General features: G+C 48.1%; 18 protein-coding genes. 7 read left to right on the top strand and 11 right to left on the bottom strand.

Annotation, left to right across the window (positions count from 1 at the left end; genetic code table 11):
* Window positions 1-59 precede the first annotated feature (59 nt).
* On the top strand, window positions 60-458 hold the full coding sequence (locus ABJO30_05200) for a hypothetical protein (GenBank protein ID MEP3232204.1): 399 nt from the start codon (window positions 60-62) through the stop codon (window positions 456-458).
* Between the two features lie 22 nt (window positions 459-480).
* On the opposite strand, the gene ABJO30_05195 is transcribed toward ABJO30_05200, so the two are convergent.
* Complete coding sequence (locus ABJO30_05195; protein ID MEP3232203.1) at window positions 481-1974, bottom strand: LTA synthase family protein; 1494 nt, start codon at window positions 1972-1974, stop codon at window positions 481-483.
* A gap of 181 nt (window positions 1975-2155) precedes the next feature.
* Here ABJO30_05195 and ABJO30_05190 point away from each other — a divergent pair, with 181 nt between their 5' ends.
* Window positions 2156-3409 carry a capsular biosynthesis protein gene (locus tag ABJO30_05190; protein MEP3232202.1) on the top strand — a complete coding sequence of 418 codons (1254 nt, stop codon included), beginning with the start codon at window positions 2156-2158 and terminating at the stop codon, window positions 3407-3409.
* On the opposite strand, the gene ABJO30_05185 is transcribed toward ABJO30_05190, so the two are convergent.
* Window positions 3406-4719: an FAD-dependent oxidoreductase gene (locus tag ABJO30_05185; protein MEP3232201.1), complete on the bottom strand. Its 1314-nt coding sequence runs from the start codon at window positions 4717-4719 to the stop codon at window positions 3406-3408. The two genes, ABJO30_05190 and ABJO30_05185, sit on opposite strands and share 4 nt — an antisense overlap.
* Window positions 4720-4847: 128 nt before the next feature.
* Between ABJO30_05185 and ABJO30_05180 the strand changes: the two genes are divergently transcribed.
* The gene (locus ABJO30_05180; GenBank protein MEP3232200.1) at window positions 4848-5639 is read left to right on the top strand and encodes an SDR family NAD(P)-dependent oxidoreductase; all 792 of its coding nucleotides are present in this window, start codon (window positions 4848-4850) and stop codon (window positions 5637-5639) included.
* Here the strand turns inward: ABJO30_05180 and ABJO30_05175 are convergent, their stop codons facing one another.
* The 7 genes from ABJO30_05175 to ABJO30_05145 form a co-directional block, all read right to left on the bottom strand.
* Window positions 5640-7058 carry a hypothetical protein gene (locus ABJO30_05175; protein ID MEP3232199.1) on the bottom strand — a complete coding sequence of 473 codons (1419 nt, stop codon included), beginning with the start codon at window positions 7056-7058 and terminating at the stop codon, window positions 5640-5642.
* Window positions 7059-7173: 115 nt separating this feature from the next.
* Window positions 7174-10767 (bottom strand): hydantoinase B/oxoprolinase family protein, encoded by a 3594-nt coding sequence (locus tag ABJO30_05170; GenBank protein MEP3232198.1) that lies wholly within the window; start codon window positions 10765-10767, stop codon window positions 7174-7176.
* A gap of 86 nt (window positions 10768-10853) precedes the next feature.
* Window positions 10854-12137, bottom strand: coding sequence for a TRAP transporter large permease (locus ABJO30_05165; GenBank protein ID MEP3232197.1), 1284 nt, complete (start codon window positions 12135-12137; stop codon window positions 10854-10856).
* On the bottom strand, window positions 12137-12697 hold the full coding sequence (locus tag ABJO30_05160; protein MEP3232196.1) for a TRAP transporter small permease: 561 nt from the start codon (window positions 12695-12697) through the stop codon (window positions 12137-12139). The genes ABJO30_05165 and ABJO30_05160 overlap by 1 nt, the downstream gene beginning before the upstream one ends.
* A gap of 86 nt (window positions 12698-12783) precedes the next feature.
* On the bottom strand, window positions 12784-13833 hold the full coding sequence (locus tag ABJO30_05155; GenBank protein MEP3232195.1) for a TRAP transporter substrate-binding protein: 1050 nt from the start codon (window positions 13831-13833) through the stop codon (window positions 12784-12786).
* Between the two features lie 38 nt (window positions 13834-13871).
* Window positions 13872-14690: a putative hydro-lyase gene (locus tag ABJO30_05150; GenBank protein ID MEP3232194.1), complete on the bottom strand. Its 819-nt coding sequence runs from the start codon at window positions 14688-14690 to the stop codon at window positions 13872-13874.
* 85 nt (window positions 14691-14775) lie between these two features.
* The gene (locus ABJO30_05145) at window positions 14776-15660 is read right to left on the bottom strand and encodes a LysR family transcriptional regulator (GenBank protein MEP3232193.1); all 885 of its coding nucleotides are present in this window, start codon (window positions 15658-15660) and stop codon (window positions 14776-14778) included.
* Between the two features lie 264 nt (window positions 15661-15924).
* Here ABJO30_05145 and ABJO30_05140 point away from each other — a divergent pair, with 264 nt between their 5' ends.
* The 3 genes from ABJO30_05140 to ABJO30_05130 all read left to right on the top strand — a co-directional run bounded on the left by ABJO30_05140 (window position 15925) and on the right by ABJO30_05130 (window position 18962).
* Window positions 15925-16347, top strand: coding sequence for a hypothetical protein (locus tag ABJO30_05140; GenBank protein ID MEP3232192.1), 423 nt, complete (start codon window positions 15925-15927; stop codon window positions 16345-16347).
* Window positions 16348-16479: 132 nt separating this feature from the next.
* Complete coding sequence (locus ABJO30_05135; GenBank protein MEP3232191.1) at window positions 16480-17586, top strand: serine/threonine protein kinase; 1107 nt, start codon at window positions 16480-16482, stop codon at window positions 17584-17586.
* A 17-nt stretch (window positions 17587-17603) separates the two neighbouring features.
* Window positions 17604-18962, top strand: a complete 1359-nt coding sequence (locus tag ABJO30_05130) for a saccharopine dehydrogenase NADP-binding domain-containing protein (protein MEP3232190.1) — start codon at window positions 17604-17606, stop codon at window positions 18960-18962.
* Between the two features lie 44 nt (window positions 18963-19006).
* On the opposite strand, the gene ABJO30_05125 is transcribed toward ABJO30_05130, so the two are convergent.
* Window positions 19007-20035: a TPM domain-containing protein gene (locus ABJO30_05125; protein ID MEP3232189.1), complete on the bottom strand. Its 1029-nt coding sequence runs from the start codon at window positions 20033-20035 to the stop codon at window positions 19007-19009.
* Between the two features lie 15 nt (window positions 20036-20050).
* Here ABJO30_05125 and ABJO30_05120 point away from each other — a divergent pair, with 15 nt between their 5' ends.
* Complete coding sequence (locus tag ABJO30_05120) at window positions 20051-20539, top strand: hypothetical protein (protein MEP3232188.1); 489 nt, start codon at window positions 20051-20053, stop codon at window positions 20537-20539.
* 11 nt (window positions 20540-20550) lie between these two features.
* Here ABJO30_05120 and ABJO30_05115 read toward each other — a convergent pair whose 3' ends face one another.
* Entirely contained in the window at window positions 20551-22320 is a 1770-nt protein-coding gene (locus ABJO30_05115; protein ID MEP3232187.1) for an SLC13 family permease, read from the bottom strand.
* Window positions 22321-22348: the final 28 nt, after the last annotated feature.

The raw sequence follows: 22348 nt of genomic DNA, 5'->3' as shown, positions 1-22348 counted from the left end.
CTAACCGGGGTTGCGATTACCTTTGGATAGATACCCAAACAAGCTGGAGGATTTGAAAATTGTTAAAGCTATTTTTTACCGTACCATTCTGGTTTCTCGCATGGGGAACATTGTCAGTTGCCGCATCTGAAAATATTGTCGGCACATATAATGGTGTTATTACATCAGGTCGGGAAACTGCTGGGACTACTATTTTTTCTCTTTCTAACGCCAGAGAAATCAGCGGTGTATATAAATTCAAATATGACGGCGGAATTGAAACGGGTGAATTGACAAATTGCCAGCTTACGAACTTGAACCTTTATTGTATTTGGCATGATAGGTTTGGATCAGGCGATTTTAACGTAACATTTTCAGACGACTTTAGTTCATTTGATGGCAAGTGGTATGAAGCTGTTGGAGACTTTCAAAAATACGGACGAACCGCTGGCGAACGTTGGAGCGGCGAGAAGTCTTAGAACGATTGCTTTCGCGCCATTGCTATTGGTTCAAACCTTTGATCAACGCTTGAACATCCCACGCTGCAATATCTTTTTGAACGCTCGTTGCTTTCGATTTTTGCGTTCCAAGCTCAAGCAAGAGGTAATCGGTCTCTCCGCTTGGGAACGGATTGGCGAAATCCATTAATAGTGGCAAATGGTCGCCGTAAAAGAGTAACAAGAAGCGACCTTCTTGCGCGTCTAAATAGTCAACAACTTGCCCCAGCATAGCATCTGCGTTTTCAATATGCTTGCAATAGACATCCACAGCGCCCAACTCAGGAAAATCTGGAAGGCGGCCTTCATACCACGGGGCGTGATTTTCCATTGTTGTTATGAAAAAGAAGTCTTTTTTGTCATTTGCATCGAGTGCTTTTTTCGAGGTTGAAATAAGGTACTCACCCAACGCGTGATCGGATGTGTGTGGACCGTATGTTGCAAGCTCAGATAGGTCACCTTTCATCATTAGCTTTTCAAAGCCCATAGCTGGCATGGCCTTCTTACGTCCGAAAAACTTCTCCATAAATGGATGGATAAAAGTGGTGCGGTAGCCATTGTCGACTAAGCTTTGGGGAAGTGACAGAGAGCTAAAATCTGTGGTTTTAAAATAAGGGTAATATCGATCGAATCCGATATCCTCGACACTTAATCCCGTTAGAACAGCAAATTCAGTTCGCTGTGTGTATCCCCCAGAAAATGCGCTTTCAAAAAGCCCATACTGCAATGTCTCGCTTTTCAACCGATCAAGGTTTGGCAACGACACATTCTTTGCACCAAACCGTCTTAAGTCGCAAAAAGCTTCAGATTGGATGATGATTATTTGATCATAAATTGGTGCAGTTGGGGTTTTTGAGTGTTCTTTTTTAGCTTGAACGAGCGCGGATCTATCCGCGGCTAACCAATGGATAAAATAGCCCACAAATACGGTTAAAAGCCCATATTTGCGACAATCTTCTTGGATGTCTGGTCTTATGATAAAGCGACTAACCCAACCCTTCATCAATGGCTGTGTCAGCGGGATGAATGGGGCTGCTAAAATGGTTGCGATCATGCCAAAAGCGATGGCTCTCCAGTGCGAAACATCATGGCCTGCAAGCGGTGTTTCAAAGGTGGTCGTAAAAATAATCACGAAACCAGCAGACACAAATCCCAATAAGATGAGCTTGGCTAGCTTGGGCGTAATGTGAAACAATTCCGGATAGCGGAATACATCGATGTATAAAATACAATCGCTGAACACCAGCGGCTCTTGCAAAACACTGGTTTTCCCCAGCGATACTCGGTTGGCCAGCAGTACGACAGCTTGGGTGAAAACAAACGCATGTATACCGCGCCATGTCAGAGCAAAATCGATGAAGAATAAGCCGACAAATATCGTGAGCCGCATAAGGTAAGCGGGCAGGCTGGCGGCAAGCCATGGGCCTTTGGGTGAATGGAACCGCTCGATTAATGTCGCGCAGACAACGGTAAGGACAAGTAATAAAAGCAGTTGCATTGTTCCATCTAAAACGGTTAGTGGATATCGGCAAGGGCAAAATAAATAGATACGTGATTTTAAAGACCGACAAATCATATCAGCGGCATAAAACAGTTGAACAGATGAGGAGACCGGAAGTTCCGGCGATCCGTTGACCGATAACAAAAACAAGCGCACTTTTTTATTTCTGCAAGGACCGATGTCGCCGTTTTTTTCACGGCTGGCCGAACGATTACGCACAGAAGGTCATGATGCACATCGCATCAATTTAGGATTTGGCGATTGGTTGTTTTGGCGTTCTGGCGGTGCGCGTAACTTTCGTGGACGTTTAAAAAACTGGCCAAATTACCTTGAAGAGTTTCTCAAAGACAAAAACGTAACGGATATTATTCTACTGGGCGATTGTCGGCCTCATCACCGTGTTGCGATAGAAAAAGCGAGAGCGCTTGGTGTTGAAGTTACCGTTATTGAGCTTGGATATTTGCGACCAAATTGGTTGACGATTGAGCGCTATGGTATGAGTAGCTTGTCGCATTTTCCCAACGATCCAAAAAAGATTTTGGCGATTGCCAATCAAGTAGATGAAGTTGATGTGCCAGCGGCTGACCCCGACCGCTATTTTGCACGAATGGCCTTTTGGGATGTTTGTTATAAGCTCTCAACGGTGTTTTTTTTCTGGCTTTACCCGTTTTACAAGTTCCACTCTATCTATCATCCAATCCATGAATACTTTTTCTGGATCATGAGACTTTTTGGTGAGAAGAGAAGGAACAAGCAAGCAGATCATATCGTTGATGATGTGGTGGCGCACGCTCAAGAGAAGCCTTATTTCGTCTATGCTCTTCAATTGAATACCGACTATCAAATCAGATCGCATTCGCCTTTTGATGATCAAGAGCGCGCGCTTGATCTTGTCTTTCAGTCGTTCAAGCTGAATGCCGATGAAAATGCCCGCATCGTGGTAAAGCAACATCCGCTTGATGCAGGTGTCGTCAATTGGAGCCGTGTTGTGCCGCGTTTAGCGCGGGAAAACGGTGTTGAGGATAAAGTGGTGTTTGTCGATGGCGGCAATCTAGACTTGCTACTGGCAAACAGTCTCGGCTTGATTGTGGTCAATAGTACGGTTGGAACTTCAGCATTATCCTTAGGCGTGCCGTTTATAACGCTTGGTGCTGCGATTTTTGATGTCGAGGGTTTAAGTTTCCAAGGTTTTATTGATGACTTTTGGTCAAATCGAAAACCACCGGACCCTGAATTGTCTGCGGCATTTTTGAAAACCATCAAAGCGACGGTTCAAATTCCTGGCGGGTTTTATTCCAACCTAGCCATGGAGCAGGGTATTGAAGCAGCTACAGCCAAGCTTCTTGGCCGCGGGGTGAATGGGAGCGATGCTTACGAGTTGCTGCCGCCGCGATACAAGATCAAGGCAAGTGTGGAAGTGCCGTGGTTCTAGTAGAAGCCTTTTTTGCCTGTGATGCGTGTTACCGCACGTTCAGAACTCCAAAGTGCACATTCTAGATAGCCGCCTGAAAAATAATCGCCGCAAAATTCGATACCGTCACGTTGATCAACCAGTTCTAAGAAAGAGCGGGCTGCTGCATTATGCCCTGGCTTTGCTTGCGGCACAGATTGAGCATGGCGTTGAACGTGGCTGTGTTCAATCTGATTTTGAATGTCTGGAAAATGCTCTTGTAGCTCCGCGGCGACGGTGGCTGTGATTTCATCATCGCTTAGGGCTGTGAGTTTTTCACAAGCTGGATAGCAAATCCACGCTTGAAGGGCTGCCTTGCCAGTGGGGGCCATGTTTGGGTTTCGCTTTGCGCCATCGACACAAAAGCTTATCAATTTGTCATCTTCTTCTCGGAAAACATAAGACCAGACTTTTGTCTCTAAAGCGCGATCTAAAAACAGGGTTACGACCATCATCGGCGGATGGGAAATACTTTGTAAGAAGTCTTGTTCTGTAGCCCAGTCATCTGGAATAATCGCGGAAGTAGCACTTGGTGGCATGGCAAGAATTGTGTGATCTGCTTCGATGGTTTCACCACTAGCCGTTACAACACCGCCAACCTTCTCACCCTTCATAATCAGTGATGAAATAGGCGTGTTGTAGTGCACTGTAAGCTTGGCTGCCATTGCTTCATGAAACGCGGGCATACCGTGATTGAGCGATAGGTAATTGGTCGGGACAATAATACGCATCAACCGTAAAACCTGAAGATAGGACTGCTTCTCCTCGATCTGATCTGGTTCAACTAAGGAACCAACAGAAATGAGTGCGCGGGCATTATATTCCCACTCAAATTCATTTGGGACGAGTTCCTTCGCAGACTTTGCGTCGATATAATCATAATTGCCGACTGCATAAGGGTTGATTGGATGGCGCAACATCTGCCAACCACCCGAAAAAATCAGCCGTATATTGTCCCAGATAGAGCCGGACGCAATGTAAGGAAACCAGTGGTGGACGAGAAACGAGCCAGATTTTTTCCTTTTGTCGAAAAAGCGGGTCGGTCCATTGATCATGTGTAGGTCTTTGTGCAAACCACAATCGCGCAACAAAGAACGGGCGCGTTTATAGTTGGAATGAAAGTACTGCGTTCCCACATCGAACAGGTCATCAGACTGCGGACGTTTCGCAATTTTTGCACGCCCACCAGCACGGTCTGTTGCTTCTAAAACTTCAACCTCATGGCCAAGTTTTGTGAGCCACGTGGCGGCCGCCAAACCTGAAGCTCCAGCGCCTGCAATGATAATTTTCATATAACCACAACCCACAAACAATGGATGATTGTAAACCAGCGCCCTGCGCATTCATCTACCCTTATAGGCGCAGTTCGTTGAATATGCTAACTGTGCCGCATCATTGTTTTATACCGCATCGAGTAATTATGAAAAACACACAGATAATTGCCATTACAGGTGCCAGCGCAGGTCTTGGCAAAGCGCTGGCTCTGAGCTATGCCGGTGAAGGAACACAGTTATTCCTCTCCGCTCGCAATGAGAAACGCTTGGAAGAGGTGGCTGCGCTTTGTCGTGACAAAGGCGCTGAGGCTCATGTGCAAACTGTTGATGTATGCGACGTATCAGCGGTTGAGAACTGGTTAGCATCAATTGCAGCTTATGGTCCGATTAATCTGGTTGTCGCCAATGCGGGCATCATGATGACCAACGATGAGATGGGCGAAGATAAGTCGATTGAAATTGCTCATCAGCAGGTCGATACAAACATGAAAGCAGTGATGACACTGACCTTTGCTGCAGAACGGATCATGCGCGGCCAAGATAAATTTGAAAACGGTACCCGTGGACAAATCGGTATTGTCGCTTCTTTATCGGCCATTCAACCCATTGGAGGCATTGCTGCCTATAGCGCCTCAAAAGCAGGCGTTAAAGCCTTCGGCGAGGCGATGGGAGAGCACCTAGCAAAACGCGATATCGAAGTAAGCGTGGTCTGCCCAGGATACATCAAAACAGACATGATAACCCGCTCGCGCAGTTTTCGGCCTTTCACCATGACAGCCGAACAAGCAGCGGCCAAAACCAAACACGCCTTCGACCGCTTAAAGCCCTACGCCGCTTTTCCACTCGTTCTCGTCTTAATCACGGCACCCGCACGATTGTTGCCAACAAGATTACGCAGGCTCGCTACGGCGGCATTTGGATTTAAGAAATTGGGGTGATTAGGGTGAGAGGGTGGTTTGTTCTTCGGTGGCAGAAGATGTTGCCATTCCCAATAAAAACGCACCACATCCAACTAACGTTGTCCCTGCTGACAGAAGTAAGAGCTTGGCGTATTTGTGCTCCAGTCCGGTCATTGGGTTGATGATATCTGTGTAGCCTGATGACTCTGTAAAATAGAGTGTTGCTGCAATCATCGCGCTGGCGAATGAAGCGAGGTAGCTCCAAACCGGAATGTCTGTGCGGCCCATCCAGAGGGAGAAGAAAATCACAGGGGCTAAGAACATCGAGGCGGTGCCAGAAACGGCCACGGCTGAGAACAAATCTTTCGAGCCGAAGAACACCATCAACAATCCGCCGATTAAAAAGACGACCATGGCGATGCGCCCGTTTTGAATGGTCTCTTTGCCAAGCCCCATATTCACGATTGTCAATTTCGCTGTGCTGGAAAAGGTTGAATCCAATGTGGACATGCAGGAGATGACAAGCGCGATGTTGAACAAGACAAGCGGCCATTCGCCAATCAATCGTCCAAGCGAAGATGTGAAATTCTCATCAGCCAATTTTTCAAGCCCTGCCCAAACGCCGATGAGGCCGAAGGCTAAGATGCATAAAACAGAAATCCAACCAGCATGATAAAAACTTGCCAAGGTGGTTTTACGGTCAGCGATAAAGCCGCGATCCATCATAACGGGATCATGCAGCGGGTAACTCCAAACCTGCAAGAAGGCGACGGCGAGCAAAATCCAACCTGGGTTATCAACATCAGGAGTGGAGGCATAAACGGCGCTCATATCAAGCGAACCAGTTGAGAAGACGAAGCCCAATAAAACACCCAAAACGGCAATGAAAAAGACCATTTGAAAAACGTCAGTTTTAAGTGATGCATTGAGGCCGCCCATGACTGAATAACCAAGAGCGACACCACCGACAATTAAGATGGACGCTGTGTAAGCAGCGCTGCCGTCGACGCCAAACAACAGCCCGATGACCAGCAAGTTGGCGAAGATTTCAGACACCAGTCTAACGCCCACAACGAAGTTGTAGCTTGTGGTGCCAGCAACGCCGAACCTATCGCTTAAAAAGGCTTGCACACTGTCATAACCGTGACGGAAACGAAGGCTTCGAATAATCCAAGCACCCGTCAGGAATGAGAGGTAGTAAGCGGCATAAGCAAGTGCGCCGCCGATGCCGTAAAAGTACCCAAGAATTACCGCGTTCATGATGGAGCGGGCGAAAATCCAAGTGGTAACTTGCGAGAAGGTGAGTGTCCAAAGGCCAGGAATTTTTGCGGAGAGTTCGCTACCATCACTATGCCCTTTAAAGAAGGAGGCGATGCTGCGGGCTTTTGGGCTGAGGTAGAAACTGGCGAGAGAAATGATCGATGTAACAGCGATCAAGGTAATAAGCTGCGGGGACACGGTGTCTCAATTTTTTGCGAAAGAACGGTTGTGTTCTCATGCGGCTTTATGTTGCGCCGCACAAGTCTTTTTACTTCACAAATTTGAGAATGCACTCAATTGTCTTTGATGAGCTTTATTTTCCAAATCCGCCGCCGCCCGGTGTCAGCATTTCATAGACGTCACCTGCTTCAAGCGCGCATTCATCGTTGCCTTTAAGCTCCACCCGTTCACCGCTCATGCGCAGCACACGGTTTTCGCCGATGGCACCTTTTTCACCACCTGCAACACCGTGAGGTTGGGTAACGCGGTGGCAGCATAGGGTGGTGACGATGACGGGTTCTAGGAAACGGATCTGTCGCTTAATCCCTTCGCCGCCGTGCCATTTTCCGCCGCCACCTGAACCGTTGCGGATTGAAAACTCTTCAACGCGCACGGGAAAGCGTTTTTCTAACACTTCAGGGTCGGTCATGCGCGTGTTGGTCATATGAATTTGGATGGCATCTGTGCCATCAAACCCTTCGCCCGCACCTGAGCCACCGCATATGGTCTCATAATTTTGGAAGTGATCATTACCCCAGACGAAATTGTTCATCGTGCCTTGTGAGCCCGCAATCACGCCGAGTGCCCCAAGCAGACAATCGCAGATTGATTGGCTGACCTCTGTGTTGCCTGCGATAACGGCTGCAGGGTATTGCGGGTTAATCATGGAGCCTTCGGGGGCGACGATTTTGAGGGGTTTTAAGCAGCCTTCATTAAGAGGAATATCTTTGCCCGTGAGCAAGCGGAAGACATAAAGCACCACCGCTGTGCAAACAGCACTTGGCGCGTTGTAATTGCCTACGTCTTGGCTGGAGGTTCCCGTAAAGTCGATGGTCGCTTCGCGGGCCTGCTGGTCAACGCTGATCTTAACTTTGATCTCTTGCCCTTCATCCAGCGGATAAGTGAAAGAGCTATCTTTCAAGCGGCCAATCACTTCGCGAACAGATGCTTCCGCGTTGGCTTGAACGTGGCCCATATAAGCGAGAACGACATCAAGGCCGAAGGTGTCCATCATGCGGTGCACTTCACGGATGCCCGTTGAATTGGCCGCAATTTGAGCTTCTAAATCGGCCATATTTTCTTCAATGTTGCGGCATGGATATTTGCCAGAGGCAAGCAGGGCGCGCGTCTCACTCTCGCGCAAAGTGCCGCCATCAACCAGCCTGAAATTGTCGATCACGACGCCTTCTTCTTCGATATGTTTGCTGTCTGGTGGCGCAGAGCCAGGCGTGCGTCCACCAATGTCTGCGTGGTGGCCGCGGGAGCCGACGTAAAACAAGATCGTCTCACCTTGTTTGTCGAAGACGGGGGTAATCACGGTGACATCTGGAAGGTGTGTGCCGCCATTATAAGGGTTGTTCAGCATGAAGCTGTCACCCGGTTTAATTTGCCCTTCATTAAGCCGCGCCACGGTGCGCACGCTTTCACCCATTGAGCCTAAGTGTACTGGCACATGCGGCGCATTGGCGACCAAGCCGCCGGTGCTATCAAATAGGGCGCAGGAGAAATCGAAGCGTTCTTTGATGTTTACAGAATAAGCGGTGTTGGCAAGCGTCGCGCCCATTTGTTCTGCAATCGACATGAAGAGATTGTTGAACACTTCAAGCATGATCGGGTCAGCATCTGTGCCCATTGCGGTCATGCGCTTGGCTGCGATAAAGCGCTCGAGAATGAGATTGCCATGAGCATCAATCGTGCCCTGCCAACCTGGTTCAATCATATTGGTGCCGGTTGGTTCCACGATGATAGCAGGACCTTTGACGACGGCACCTGCCGCGAGGGTTTCGCGGTCAATCATTGGAATGTTTTGCAATGCCCCTTCAAGGTGAACAGGGACATTTGTTGGTGCGCTCTCGTCTTTGGTCTGGGTGATATTATTAGCATCCGATACATCGCCCGCACGGCCAACGGCTTCTGCACTTAGCATGTCAAAAATCAAAGCGCGGTCTGGTGATGAAAAACCAAAGCGAGCTTTATGGGCACCGTCAAAACTCTTCGACATGGCCGCCGTATCGCTAAACGGCACCTCAAGAGTTTGGTGGGAGCCTTGATAGCGCAAATGGGCGCGTGTGATGACCTTGATGCCGTCTTCGCCAATACCTTGCTCGGTTACTTCCTTAGTGACAGCTTTTGAAAGGCGGGAGAGCATCTCGCGGGCACCGTCTAGTGCATTAAGCGGTTGCTCATATTGCTCTTCTTTTATCGCACGAATATCGGCAAGGCCCATACCAAAAGCAGATAGAACGCCTGCGAACGGATGAATGAACACACTCTTCATGCCAAGCGTGTCAGCGATAAGACAGGCGTGTTGTCCACCCGCACCACCAAAACAATTGAGCGTATATTGAGTGACGTCATAGCCACGTTGGACCGAGATTTTCTTAATCGCGTTCGCCATATTTTCCACGGCGATTTTCAAGAAACCTTCAGCCGTCTCTTCAGGAGACAAGGGCGCATTGCCTGTGGCATCGGCCACCTCTTGTGCAATGGCCACGAACTTTTCACGCACAACATCGGTATCTAGTTTTTCGTCCGCATTAGGGCCAAAGACGGCAGGGAAATAGTCAGCGTTTAATTTGCCCAAAAGCACATTGCAATCGGTCACTGTTAGCGGTCCACCACGGCGGTAGCATGCAGGGCCGGGATTTGCGCCAGCGCTTTCTGGGCCTACTTGGTAGCGGCCATCTTGGAAGGTGAGGACAGACCCACCTCCGGCAGCAACGGTATGAATATTCATCATTGGCGCGCGCATACGAACGCCTGCAACCTCGGTTTCAAACGAGCGTTCATATTCGCCTGCATAGTGACAAACATCGGTTGATGTGCCGCCCATGTCAAAACCGATGAGCTTGTCGAAACCTGCTTGTTCTGCTGTCTTCACCATGCCAACAACGCCACCAGCTGGGCCAGACAGAATGCTATCTTTTCCTTGGAACAAATTTGCGTCCGTTAGCCCGCCATTTGATTGCATAAAGAAGATACGTTCACACGCACCGCCTTTTACATCCAAAGCGGTTGCCACTTGGTCGATATAGCGACGTAGAATAGGCGAGAGATAGGCATCCACCACCGTGGTATCACCGCGCCCGATGAGCTTGATCAGCTTGGATGTTTCATGGCTTGTCGAAATCTGCGTGAAGCCGATTTCTTTTGCAACATCTGCAACCTGCAATTCATGATCTGGATTGAGGTAAGAGTGCATGAAGGCAATCGCAACACCGCGCAGGCCCTTATCATAGGCGCGTTGCAGGTGTTGACGCGCAACATCGAGATCAAGCTCGGTTACAACCTCGCCATCCGCATTCAATCGTTCTGGTACTTCTTGCACATCGGTATAAAGAAGCTCTGGCAATTGGATGTTTAGATCGAAGAGCTTTGGTCGGTTTTGGTAGCCAATGCGCAACAGATCGCCAAAGCCTTGCGTGATGAGCAGGAGGGTCGGATCGCCCTTGCGTTCCAACAGAGCATTGGTGGCAACAGTCGTTCCCATTTTAACGGCATTTATGCTGTGCGGCGGCAAGGGGGCATCTTGGGAAAGACCCATAAGATCGCGCACACCTTGCACGGCTGCATCTTTATATTGCTCAGGGTTCTCAGAAAGAAGCTTGTGAGTAATTAATTCCCCGTCAGGTCTTTTGGCCACCACATCTGTGAATGTGCCACCACGATCTACCCAAAATTGCCACATCGGACATAACTCCTTCATTCGCCGACAAGGTTGCGGCGGTATTCATTTTAAAACTTATAGATACAAAACGACTTAGATCAACTTACTCAATAAAATAGTGAGGGGAGCCAAAGTGCGATTTGTGGGAACGCTAATAGCAGTGCGATCATGGCGAACATGGTGCCGACAAAAGGCAAGGCACCCTTCATGACATCCAGCATCTCACCTTTTCCGCGCACGGCCTGCACAACATAAAGGTTGATGCCGATTGGTGGGGTGATCAGCGCAGTTTCCAAAAGAACCATCAACAAGACACCAAACCATACCGGATCATAACCAAGGGCAACGACGATGGGCGTGATCAATGGCGCTGTGACGAGCAGCATGGAGAGTGTCTCCATGAAGCAGCCGAGGAATATCAACAGCGCGACAATGAGTAGCAGCGTTTGAAAGGGTGATAGCCCAAGGCCGGTCACAAAATCTGCCAGTGCTTGTGTCAGCCCGATCACTGAAAGCACGAAATTTAAGAACACGGCGGCCAAGATAATCAACATGATCATCGAGGTCGTACGCATGGTGCCCTCAACCGCTGCTCGCAACATAGGGATCGTCAGTTTGCCATTGAAGGCTGCAAGGATCATCGCGGCAACAACGCCAAGTGATGCAGCTTCTGTCGGTGTTGCAATGCCTGCATAGATAGAGCCAACGACTACTAAGAAGATGCCAATTGGCGGAACGAGGGAAGGGAGTGCTCCAAAGCGTGTTGCCCAGTCAGCATTGACCGTTTCACCGCCCCAGCCTGTTTTGATTTTGCATAGGATGACCACAGTCACCATAAAGAGAAGAGCCAGCAAGAAACCCGGAATGAAGCCTGCTAGATAAAGCTCTGGTACTGAGGTGTCCGTTAGAAGACCATAAAGAATAAGGTTGATGGAGGGCGGAATGAGAATGCCAAGGGTGCCGCCTGCTGCAATTGTGCCAAGGAAAAGCTGCTCGTTATAGCCGCGTTTTTCAATTTGTGGAATTGCGATGGTGCCGATGGTGGCAGCCGTTGCAACTGAAGAGCCAGAGGTTGCCGCAAACAAGGCTGACGAACCAATGTTGGAATGCATCAAGCCACCTGGCAACCAGCCAAGCCATTTCACGATGCCTTCATACATGCGCTCTGTGATGCCTGCGCGAAGGAGGATCTCGCCGAGCAGTACGAACATTGGGATAGCAACCAGCAGGAAGTCCGTGCCTGTTTGCCAAACCATATCGCCAAGGGCGCGGTGAAGCGGCATGGGTGTATCTAAAAATTGCAGGGTTAAACCAAGCCAGCCAAGCGAGGCGGCAATTGGTACGGCGAAAGCAATGAGGGCGACGAGTATGAGAAGTGGTTTAGTGACCATTAGATTGTCTCCTCTTCCACTTGCTCATCAAGCGTTTTTGCCCCGATCAGTGCTTCTGCTCCTTTGATGTCACGTTTTATAAGCGCGATGACCGCTGTTAAGATCAATAAAACAGAGCAGAACACGAAATAGATCCAGCCAAATAGCCACGGGATTTGCGGGTATTTTAGTGGTGTTCTAAGCGGAGTTATGGAGTGGGAGTTATGTGTCAGCGTATCTGCCACCAACTGCCAAGACATAACGGTGATAACACCAGCAAAGCTTGCAAGAAGAATGATGCCAACAAAGTCAGCGATTAATTTCAACCAAGCTGGAAATAGATTGTAGGCTGCATCAACGCGAATGTGAGCGCGCTGGAAAAGAGCGTATGCCAGACCAAAGGTGGTTGCGATGCCGAAGGCGTAGCCAGATAGTTCGTCTGCACCGCCAATGCTGACATTGAAAACCTTGCGTAAGAAGACCTCGAGGGTGACCAGCAGGGCTGACAAAATAATGAGGCCGCCACCGATCCAAACCAATACATGGCTAAATTTTTCAGACAGGTTGAGGAGCTTGGTCATCGGGTACTCATGAGGTTTTTATTGGATTGCGCGATTTTTAAAAAAGGTCGGCGACAATGCCGCCGACCCAGTTCGTCGGTAAGAGATTACTTGGCTTTCGCTTCAAGACCAAGGATGGAGCCGACAGTTTTGTTCCAGTTTGCAGCGCACTCTTCGCCACAGCGTTCTGCCCAACGAGCAAGGATCACGTCGTTGGCGACTTTGTCACGTACTGCCAAATCAGCAGCTGTTGGCTCAACCAATTTCATTGCACCTGGTTCGCCAATGTCACATTTGCCGCCTGTAATGCATGAAATTGCAACTTCGTCTTCTGTCGCTGTTTCTGCCCACATGCGGTCGTTCAAAGCAGAAATTTCTGTTTCTAACGTTGCTTTTTGTGCGTCAGACAATTTGTTCCACTTGTCCAAGTTCATCGCACCAAAGGCAAGACCCCAACCAACGCGTAAGGTGTAAGCATGGGTTGCAACTTGGTGCCATTTTGCTTTGTAAGCAGACATGGTGCCCGTGATGCCGCAATCAACAACGCCTTTTTCTAGCGCTGGGATAACTTCGGCAAATGGTACGGTTACAGATGTACCACCGACGCCTTCAACAAAGTCGCCAAGTGTTGTTGAGTAAACGCGGATTTTCTTACCCTTAAGGTCAGCAAGCCCTGCAACTTCTGCGTTGCACCATAGTGTTTGACTTGGGAACGGGTAGAGCATCATCAGCTTAGCGTTGTAGATTTCTTGGAAGGATTTTTCCAAGGTTGGATAATAAGCGTCAGCCACTTTGCGCTGTGTTGCGATGTCTTGCGTTACAGCGGATAGGTCACCACCTTCAAAGATTGCGTTTTCAGCAGCCACATAGCCTGGCAAACCAAAGGCAAAATCAAACACGCCGTTTTTCACAAGGCGCATAATTTCAAAGCCCTTAAGGCCAAGTTCTGTTTGTGGTTTGATGTCGCCAATGATGGAGCCGCCACTTGCTTCGGAAATTTTCTCATTCCAAAACGGGCCTTCATGTTTTTGGTAGTTTGTAAGGCTACCCCATGTGCCAACGGCTTTGATGGTGGCAGGCTTATCAGCGGCCCCAACGCTCGTTGCTGCAAAGGCCAACGCCGTTGCTGCTAGTAGTGTTTTCATCGCGTATTTCATTTTTTTCTCCCTTGTTAAATGGTATTTTGACGTGTCGTTTATTGAAATGATGTCATGCCTGTAATCGGCGAAATGCGTTCGCTGGACGCAATGTCGGTTACCAGCATGTGGCCCGGTGCATGGGTGATGGATAAATGTGGTTTGGCTTTTTCAATCGCTGCTTGCGGTGTTACGCCACACGCCCAAAAGACGGGCACTTCATCATCCATGACAGTGACGGGATCGCCGTAGTCTGGTTTTTGTAAATCAGCAATTCCGATTGCGTCAGGATCGCCCCAATAGATAGGCGTGCCGTGTGCGTGCGGATATTGAGCGCAAAGATCGAAAATTGCGGGAATTTGATCCTTCTTATAAGGGCGCATTGTAACCACGAGAGGGCCATTGAAAATGCCACTTTTAACGGTCTCAATTCCGCATTTGAACATTGGTACATTTTGACCTTCGCTAATATGGCGCACGCCAAAGCCATCACGAATGAGGGCTTCTTCAAAAGTGAAGGAACAGCCAAGGACAAAAGTTACAAGATCATCGCTCCAAAGGTCATCAATAGTGTTCAGCTCACTATCCAGTATCCCATCACGATAAACGCGGTAACGCGGTACATCAAAGCGAATGTCAATGTTGGAGCCAAGACTTGGAATGCTCGCGTCACCCGGTTTTGAAAGACCAATAAGCGGGCAAGGCTTTGGATTATTCAGGCAAAATTGCAAAAAATCAGATGCGTATTGCTGGGGCAATACCACGACATTACCTTGCAAATGATCAGGCGCTTGGCCTGCCGTTTGCCCATTAAAGTCGCCAGCACGAACCAGTGCACGCAGTTCCAAACCATTGCTTGTTTGTATCGCCAAATCCATCAAGACGTCTCCCTATAAACAAAGGAAACAATGGTTTTGAAATAAAATCAAATCGAATAAATTTGTGAATTTCAATAAAATATTTTTATGAATAGCTCTCTAAAAACACAAGTGCTCCGTCTGTGATGTCGGCTAAAAGAGTGCTCAACGGTGAACCTGAAACATAAGAAGCGGTGAACGTGAGAGGCGGCAAATTTTCTGGGGTATCAAGTTCCACAAGTTGATTATTGTCCAGCTCATCTGTGATTACCGCGCGGGGAATGGCACAAATTCCCATGCCTGATACGGCCAACCTTATGATGGCTCCAAGCGATGTTGATGTGGTCATTTTGGGTTGTTGTTTGTCGCTTGTTAAAAGCTCTTTGATTTGGCGACTTGGTTTGGTGTTGGTTGAGAACGTTAGAACAGGCTCATTGGCGATGTTTTCAAGCGACCAACGCTTATGTTTCTTCGCCAAGTTTGGTTCTGCTGCAAACACCATATCATAGGCGCAGACTTCATGATTGGTAATGCTGACCTCTGCCACTGGGCCCATCAAAAAGGCAAGGTCAATCTCGCGGGCAACCAGCGCGTTTCTTAAGTTATCGGTAGAATCCACCCGAAGATCGAAGGAAAGTCCCGCCCGTTGCTGGCTAAAGGTGCTCATAAATTCTGGCAGCCATGTCGATACAATTGTCTCCGATGAGCCAACTCGTATGGTCTGTTCTATATTGGCTGTTTGAATGAAGGCGCTTAAAATATCTTGCTCAAGGTTCATAAACCGCTCGGCATAATTAAATAGTTTACGACCGGCAGGTGTCAGCTCCGCATTGCGGGTTTCGCGTATGAATAACTCCGTGCCGATATCTTGTTCAAGCACCTGTATGCGGGCAGAAATGGCGGGTTGCGTCAAATTGAGTTTTTCCGACGCTGCGCGAAAACTGCCAAGATTTGCTATCCAATAAAATGTATCAAGATTTCGAACCTTCAAGATGGGCTCCCTGTATCCAATTCAATAAAATTGATTGATCAATATACATAGTAATAAATCATTTTTATCTAATTGGGCAAAGTTTATAATACTGGCTTTGGTATTGAGTGGGATCGGATTTAAGCGGAAGGTTATTCCAGCAATCGGCAACAGATAAGTTGATCTCAAAAATTGATTTATTATAATCGCCCTGATTTTTAAGCGGGCTGCCTGACTCATGATGAGTTTGAGGTGTGGCTACAAACCGAAATAGAAAGTACTACCATGACGAATGATCGTTCTACTGAATTGGGCTTGTTTTCCCTCCGTTTGACTATTTTCATCCTAATGATTGTCTGGGCCGGACTAAAAATTATTGCTCCCGGTTCTTACGCGGGTGCAGGTGATAATCCGGGTGTTTTCCAAAATTTCTATGGTGTTAGTGTTGGCGCCCAGATTGTTTTGATACTAGGCATCGCACAAGTCCTCTTCCTTCTCGCCTATTTAGCTGGCCTGTTTAAAACCATCACAGTCGGTGGTGTGATGTTGATGAACCTTTCATCAATGATTGTTTCAGCCCCTAAATTTCTCGCCCCTTTTGCAGACAAACCTAACCTTTTATTCCTTACGTCGGTGACAGTGTTTGGCGCGTCACTTGCTCATTTTCTAATGCGCAAAAACGATACGTTCCTATCCTTTGGAAAATAGACTGTCGACATTGAACCGATGGCGAATTTGTCTTGCCGTCGGTTTTATTCAATCAGGCTAATTTACTGCTTGACCGGCGGTTTTTACACTCCTAACGTCCCTCCGAAATTATGGTCTTGGAGGGGCATTTAAATGAGCACTGTCGTTGAATCTTGGAACGAGTGGGATCCACTCAAACACGTTATTGTTGGCCGTGCAGATGGATGTTGTATCCCGCCGCCAGAACCAGCCTTAGACGCTAAAGTTCCTGAAGACAGCGACATGCGTGGCCAGTTTGGCCCGCGCCCGCAAGAAACAGTCGACCGCGCCAATGAGTTGCTCGATAATTTCGCCGCTATGCTTCAAAAGCGCGGTGTGATTGTTGATCGCCCAACACCGCTTGATTTCAATCAACGCTCAGCAACACCCGATTGGGAAACCGAAACCATGTTCGGTTGTATGCCGCCCCGTGATGTTTTGTTGACTGTTGGTAAAGAGATGTTGGAAGCGACAATGTCTTATCGTTGTCGGTGGTTTGAGTATCTTTGTTACCGCCCGCTTTTGCAGCGTTATTACGATGAAGACCCAAAGATGCGCCACGAGTCTGCGCCAAAACCACGCCTAACAGACGAAGACTATCGCCCTGATTATCTGTCAGAGAAAATCGGTGTTGAAAAACGTCTGGAATGGACCGCTGAGAAGTTTTTCGTCACCACAGAAGAAGAGCCGCTTTTTGATGCAGCCGACGTTTTGCGTTTCGGCAAGGATTTGATTGTTCAACATGGCTTCACGACAAACCTAAAAGGCATTGATTGGCTACAACGCCACTTCCCAGACCATCGTGTTCATGCGGTGAATTTTCCAGGTGATCCTTACCCAATTCACATTGATGCGACCTTCACGCCTATCAAGCCGGGTCTCATCATCAACAATCCAGATCGCCGTTTGCCGGATGATCAACGTGCTTTGTTTGAGAAGAATGGATGGGAGATCGTGGATAGTGCGCGCCCAGCCCACAACACACCGCCGCCACTTTGTTATTCTTCCACTTGGCTCTCCATGAATGTCTTGGTGCTTGACCCTAAAACGGTTTGCGTTGAAGCCAGTGAAGTGCACCAGATGGACCAACTTGATAAGCTTGGTATGGAAGTTATCCCCGTTGATATGCGCGATGCATATGCCTTTGGCGGCGGTTTGCATTGTTGTACAGCGGATGTTCTTCGTGAAGGCACATGTGAGGACTATCTTCCAAAACAATAACGTTATAGAACAGGGCGATGGGTGGTTATTTAGCAAAATTTACTGGTAAAAAATTTCTTGTCCTTGGGGCAGGGTCCATCGCCTCCACTTTTTTGCCGATGTTACTGCGGCATATTGATATTGATAAAGAAAAAATCGTTGTTCTGTCTGAAGCGCATATATATGGCCATGCGCTTGAAGAGCTGGGTATCGCCCAAGAAAACATTCGTTTAACGCCAGATACATTTGAACAAGTGTTCACTGAACGATTGAGTGCTGGTGACATGGTGCTCAATTTAACGGGCGGTGTGTCCGCGATTGATTTGGTGACATATTGCCTCAATAACGCGATCAACTATCTCGATACCAGCAATGAACGCTGGGAGCATGGCGCGCTTAATAATGATGCGGGCGACTACTCACAGCAATGGAACAAGATGATTGGGATGCGTCCTAATCTGCCTCAAAACGCCACGGCTTTAGTGAGCCATGGCGCCAATCCGGGCATCGTCAACCATTTTGCGAAACAAGCGGTTGAAGATTTGGCCCGTGCTAATGGTTTATGGCCTGATGGAGATCACAACGCGGTTGATTGGGCAGACCTTGCCCAAAAACTTGGCGTGCGAACTTTGCATATTTCCGAGCGAGATACGCAGACCACGAAGATTGAAGAAGGGGCGGGTGATTTCTTCAATACATGGTCAATCGAAGGGCTTTTAGAAGAAGCAGAATCGACCCCTTATTTTGCTTGGGGTAGCCACGAAGAACTGTTCGACGATTTGTTCTCACGTCGTGATCCTGTTTCCATGATTGCAGCAAAACCGGCCTTGGCGAAAGATTGCCATTTAACAAGCTGGCTCCCAGGGCATGGTTGTTTTGAAGCACACCTCATTCCCCATGAAGAAACATTCAGTATTGCTGAACTCTTCAGTGATCCTGATGGCACTGGCTATCAACCAACAGTTTTGTTTGCTTATCGCCCTTGCGACCTTGCTTATGGCCGTCTTCAACAAGATTATAGCAAGAAGAAACCGCGCGTTCTAATTGATGAAATTGCTGACGGCATTGATGAACTGGGCATCCTCGTTTTGCGCGAAGGGACCGAGGAAGTTTACTGGTATGGATCAACCCTAGATGTGCATGAAGCACGTTCCATGGTGCCTTTCACCAATGCGACGAGCTTGCAGGTAGCTGCTGGTGTGTTGGGTGGCCTTGTCTGGCTTTTAAACAATCCGCCGCATGGGTTGGTGTCTGCGGAAATGACAGATCATCACCAAGTACTAGAGGCAGCACGCCCCTATCTCGGGCGCTTAGAAGGTGTCTATGGCCAATGGGATCATGCGCCTAAAAAATGGCTCATGCGCGATTTGATGAAGCGTATGAAGGAAAGCGCTTAGCAAGATAGAGCCTCCCTTTCAATTTTGCCCACACATTGCAGGCGTTAATCCCAGCTTCCTGTTGCCCCGCCCCCATAGTCAGCGTCACCACCGCCGTATTCACCACGCTGTCCATAGACTGCGAGAATTGTGAATATCACAGTAATGGGCACGATTATAACGAATACAAGAAGCAGGCCTATGGCTCTAAGGGTTTCAATGCCGCTATGCGTTTGGGCGTGAACATAGCCGTAGGTGGCGATGCCGATAAGTTTGATTGCAATATAGATTGCGAGTGTGATGAGGAATTCAATGTGATTGAAGCCTCCAAACCAGTAGATGGCCAGCAAGCCTAAGGAAAGCCCACCAACACCACCTGCGCATACTTTGGTTGTGTGGTTTTCGCGTTCGCCTATGGAGATGATCATGAGGTAAAACAAGCTGCCAGCAATAAGCATTAATACAAGTACAGAGAGTATGATTTTTTGCTGACTGATAAGGAATTTCAAGTCCGTGCGGGCAAGTTTATCAAGGCTGATAACCCCTTGTTTAATGCCTTCTGAAAACGCCCCTTTTTTAAAATGAGGAATTATTGTTTGATCCATAATAGCTTGAGCGTGGTCGTCATAAAGAAAACCCCAGCCGCTACCAAATTGGATGCGAGCAACTTTGTCATTTTCGGAAATTAGGAGTAAAACGCCGTAGTTATGGGCTTTGTGGCCAATGCCCCAATGTTTAAATAATACTCGGGAATATTTCTCGATGCCCAGATATTCGCCGTCTGTATAGGTGAGTAAGCTGTCAATCGTGGCCACGATTATCGGGATTTTATACTCATCTTGAAGTCGTTGCGCGGTTTGCTGAATTTCTATTTTATCCGCGATTGAAATCATATCGACGGTATCGGCGATAAACTCACCAATAGCAGGGCGTTCCGGCACAAGCAGAGCTTTGGCTGGTATAGTTGTTATTACAATCGAAAATAACAAAGCAATGATCGGAAATGCTATCAGTCTCATGTTTATTGCCCAATTTAAAAAATTATTTGGGTATATTAAAATAAAATAAATAAATTTTAGTGAAAATATTTTCATGGTGGGGATTTAATCATGAAAAAAGAGTATTCATTTTATATTTTGGGGCTAGTTGTGTTTTTGTGGGTGATTTTACCTGTAACCGCACAAACAACAGCCTATACGAGTTACTTGCAATTAGGGCGTGGATATACGCCGGTTGCCGATTTTCGTGCGCATCCTAATCCGCCTGAAATAGAGGGTAAAACCTATTTTAGCCTCGTTTGGTATCATGAGCGTTATTCGTTTTTTTGGCTCCCATTTGCGGGATCAAAAAAAGGTCAATACGGCTTGTATAAACGGACGACTGCCCAGGGTGGGAGAAAACGGCGTGTTAGTCATTTAAAATCGTTCAAGGGTATTTCTGTTGAAAAGGCTAGAGAGCTGGCGGCAACGGTAAATGTGAAATTACCTGCTGGTAGTCCAGTCAGCTATTGGAGCCTCTATTTTGGCTGGATCGTATTTTTGCCATTTGGTTTTTTGCTGGTTACTGATCGTAAAACGGTTTCTGAGTGGGTTGGCTAATTAGCAGCGTTTCAAAGCGGCCAAAAGAACATGATCGCTGGCACGGCGACAGCAATTACAATCACTTCGAGCAACAAACCCATGCGCCAATAATCACCAAAGTGGTAATTGCCCGGTCCCATGATGATCGTGTTGTTCTTGTGCCCGATTGGAGTCAAGAAGGCACAAGAGGCAGCCACCGCAACGCCCATTAAGAACGGATCAGGGTTCGCGCCAATACTTTCAGCAACCTGCACACCGACAGGGGCTGCAATGAGGGCTGTTGCGACATTGTTTAAGAAGTCAGACAAAGTCATGGTGACGACCATCAACACCGTCAAGATCACCCAATTAGGCATGCCTTGGGTTTGATTGACAATGAGGTCTGCAATGAGTTGTGTGCCTCCTGATGCTTGAAGAGCGGCACTCAATGGAATGAGCGAGGCAAGCAGCACAATCACCTTCCATTCAATCAGCGCGTAAAAATCTTCACCGCCCACCAAATTCACAGCAACATAAAAAATAACACAAAGCCCGAGGGCCACTGAAAGCGACGTAATGCCAAAGGCCGAAAGCGCGATGGCAAAGGCAAAGGCTGCGATGGCAAGAATGGCTTTCGTGCGTTGAATGACGTCTGTCTTTCGGTCTGCCAAAGGCAATACGCCGAGCCAATTTGTCACCGTGTCCATACGTTCACTTGGACCCAGCAGCAGCAAAACATCACCCGCCTTGATCGGCAATTTGCGAACACGGTCGCGAAACTGTTTGCCTTCTCTTGAAACACCAAGAAGCGTGACCCCATGGCGATACAAGAGGCGCAGGTCCATTGATGTGCGCCCTGCAATGCGCGATGTATCAGGAACAATTGCCTCAATCAGTGTGAGGCTTTTTCCGCGCAAACCGCCTTCATGTTTCTCAGAGCCGGCGAAGGTCAGTTGTGCCCCCCCCATAAAGGCTTCGATTGATTTTGGATCACCTTGTAAAACCAAAAAATCACCTTTGCGGGTTACTTCATTGCGGGAGAAGCCGCGCAGGCGTTTGCCATTTCTTACAAGGCCTAATATCCGAATATCGTGCTCATTAGCGAGTGGATAAAGTTCGTTGAGGGCCATGTCGATTGACTTTGATCCCTCTTCAACGCGCGCTTCAGCGACATAAAGGCCCGCATCTTCTTCAAGCGAGGCGCGGTCGTTTCGTTTCGGCAGTAAGCGCCAACCAATCAGCGCCACATATAATATGCCAACGGCTGCAATGGTCAGGCCGACCGGCGTGAAATCAAACATGGAAAACGGTTCGCCCAGTGCGTCTTGGCGATATTGGGCAATGACGATGTTAGGCGGCGTACCAATAAGCGTGATCATACCGCCTAATATGGTGCCGAATGAGAGCGGCATGAGGCTAAGCGAAACCGCCCGTTTTGCTTTTTTTGCTGCATCAATATCAAGGGTCATTAACAGGGCGAGGGCGGCCACATTATTGATGACAGCGGATAAAAGCGCACCAGCAACGGACATGATCGAAATATGAGTGGATAGGGGGCGTTCGGGTTTGACCACATAGGTGGCGATCAGTTCGACAGCACCTGAGTTCATTAAGCCACGCGAGACAATGAGTACTAAGGCTATGATGACGACCGCGGGATGACCAAAGCCTGCAAATGCTTCCTTGGCATTGATGAAGCCCATTAGCACCGCGATTAAGAGAGCGGCAAAGGCAACGAGGTCGTATCTAATCTTACCCCAGACCAAAAATCCGAAGAGCAAGCCAAACAAGCTAAAGAGTAAAATTTGTTCCGTGGTCATGTGCCGCTCCGTTTTGTCTATTGTGGAC

This window comes from Hyphomicrobiales bacterium, from assembly GCA_039973685.1.
In the GTDB taxonomy this organism is placed as follows: Bacteria; Pseudomonadota; Alphaproteobacteria; order Rhizobiales; family JACESI01; genus JACESI01.
Note: the sequence above shows the minus strand (reverse complement) of the source record. Positions and strands in the feature narration are given on the sequence as shown.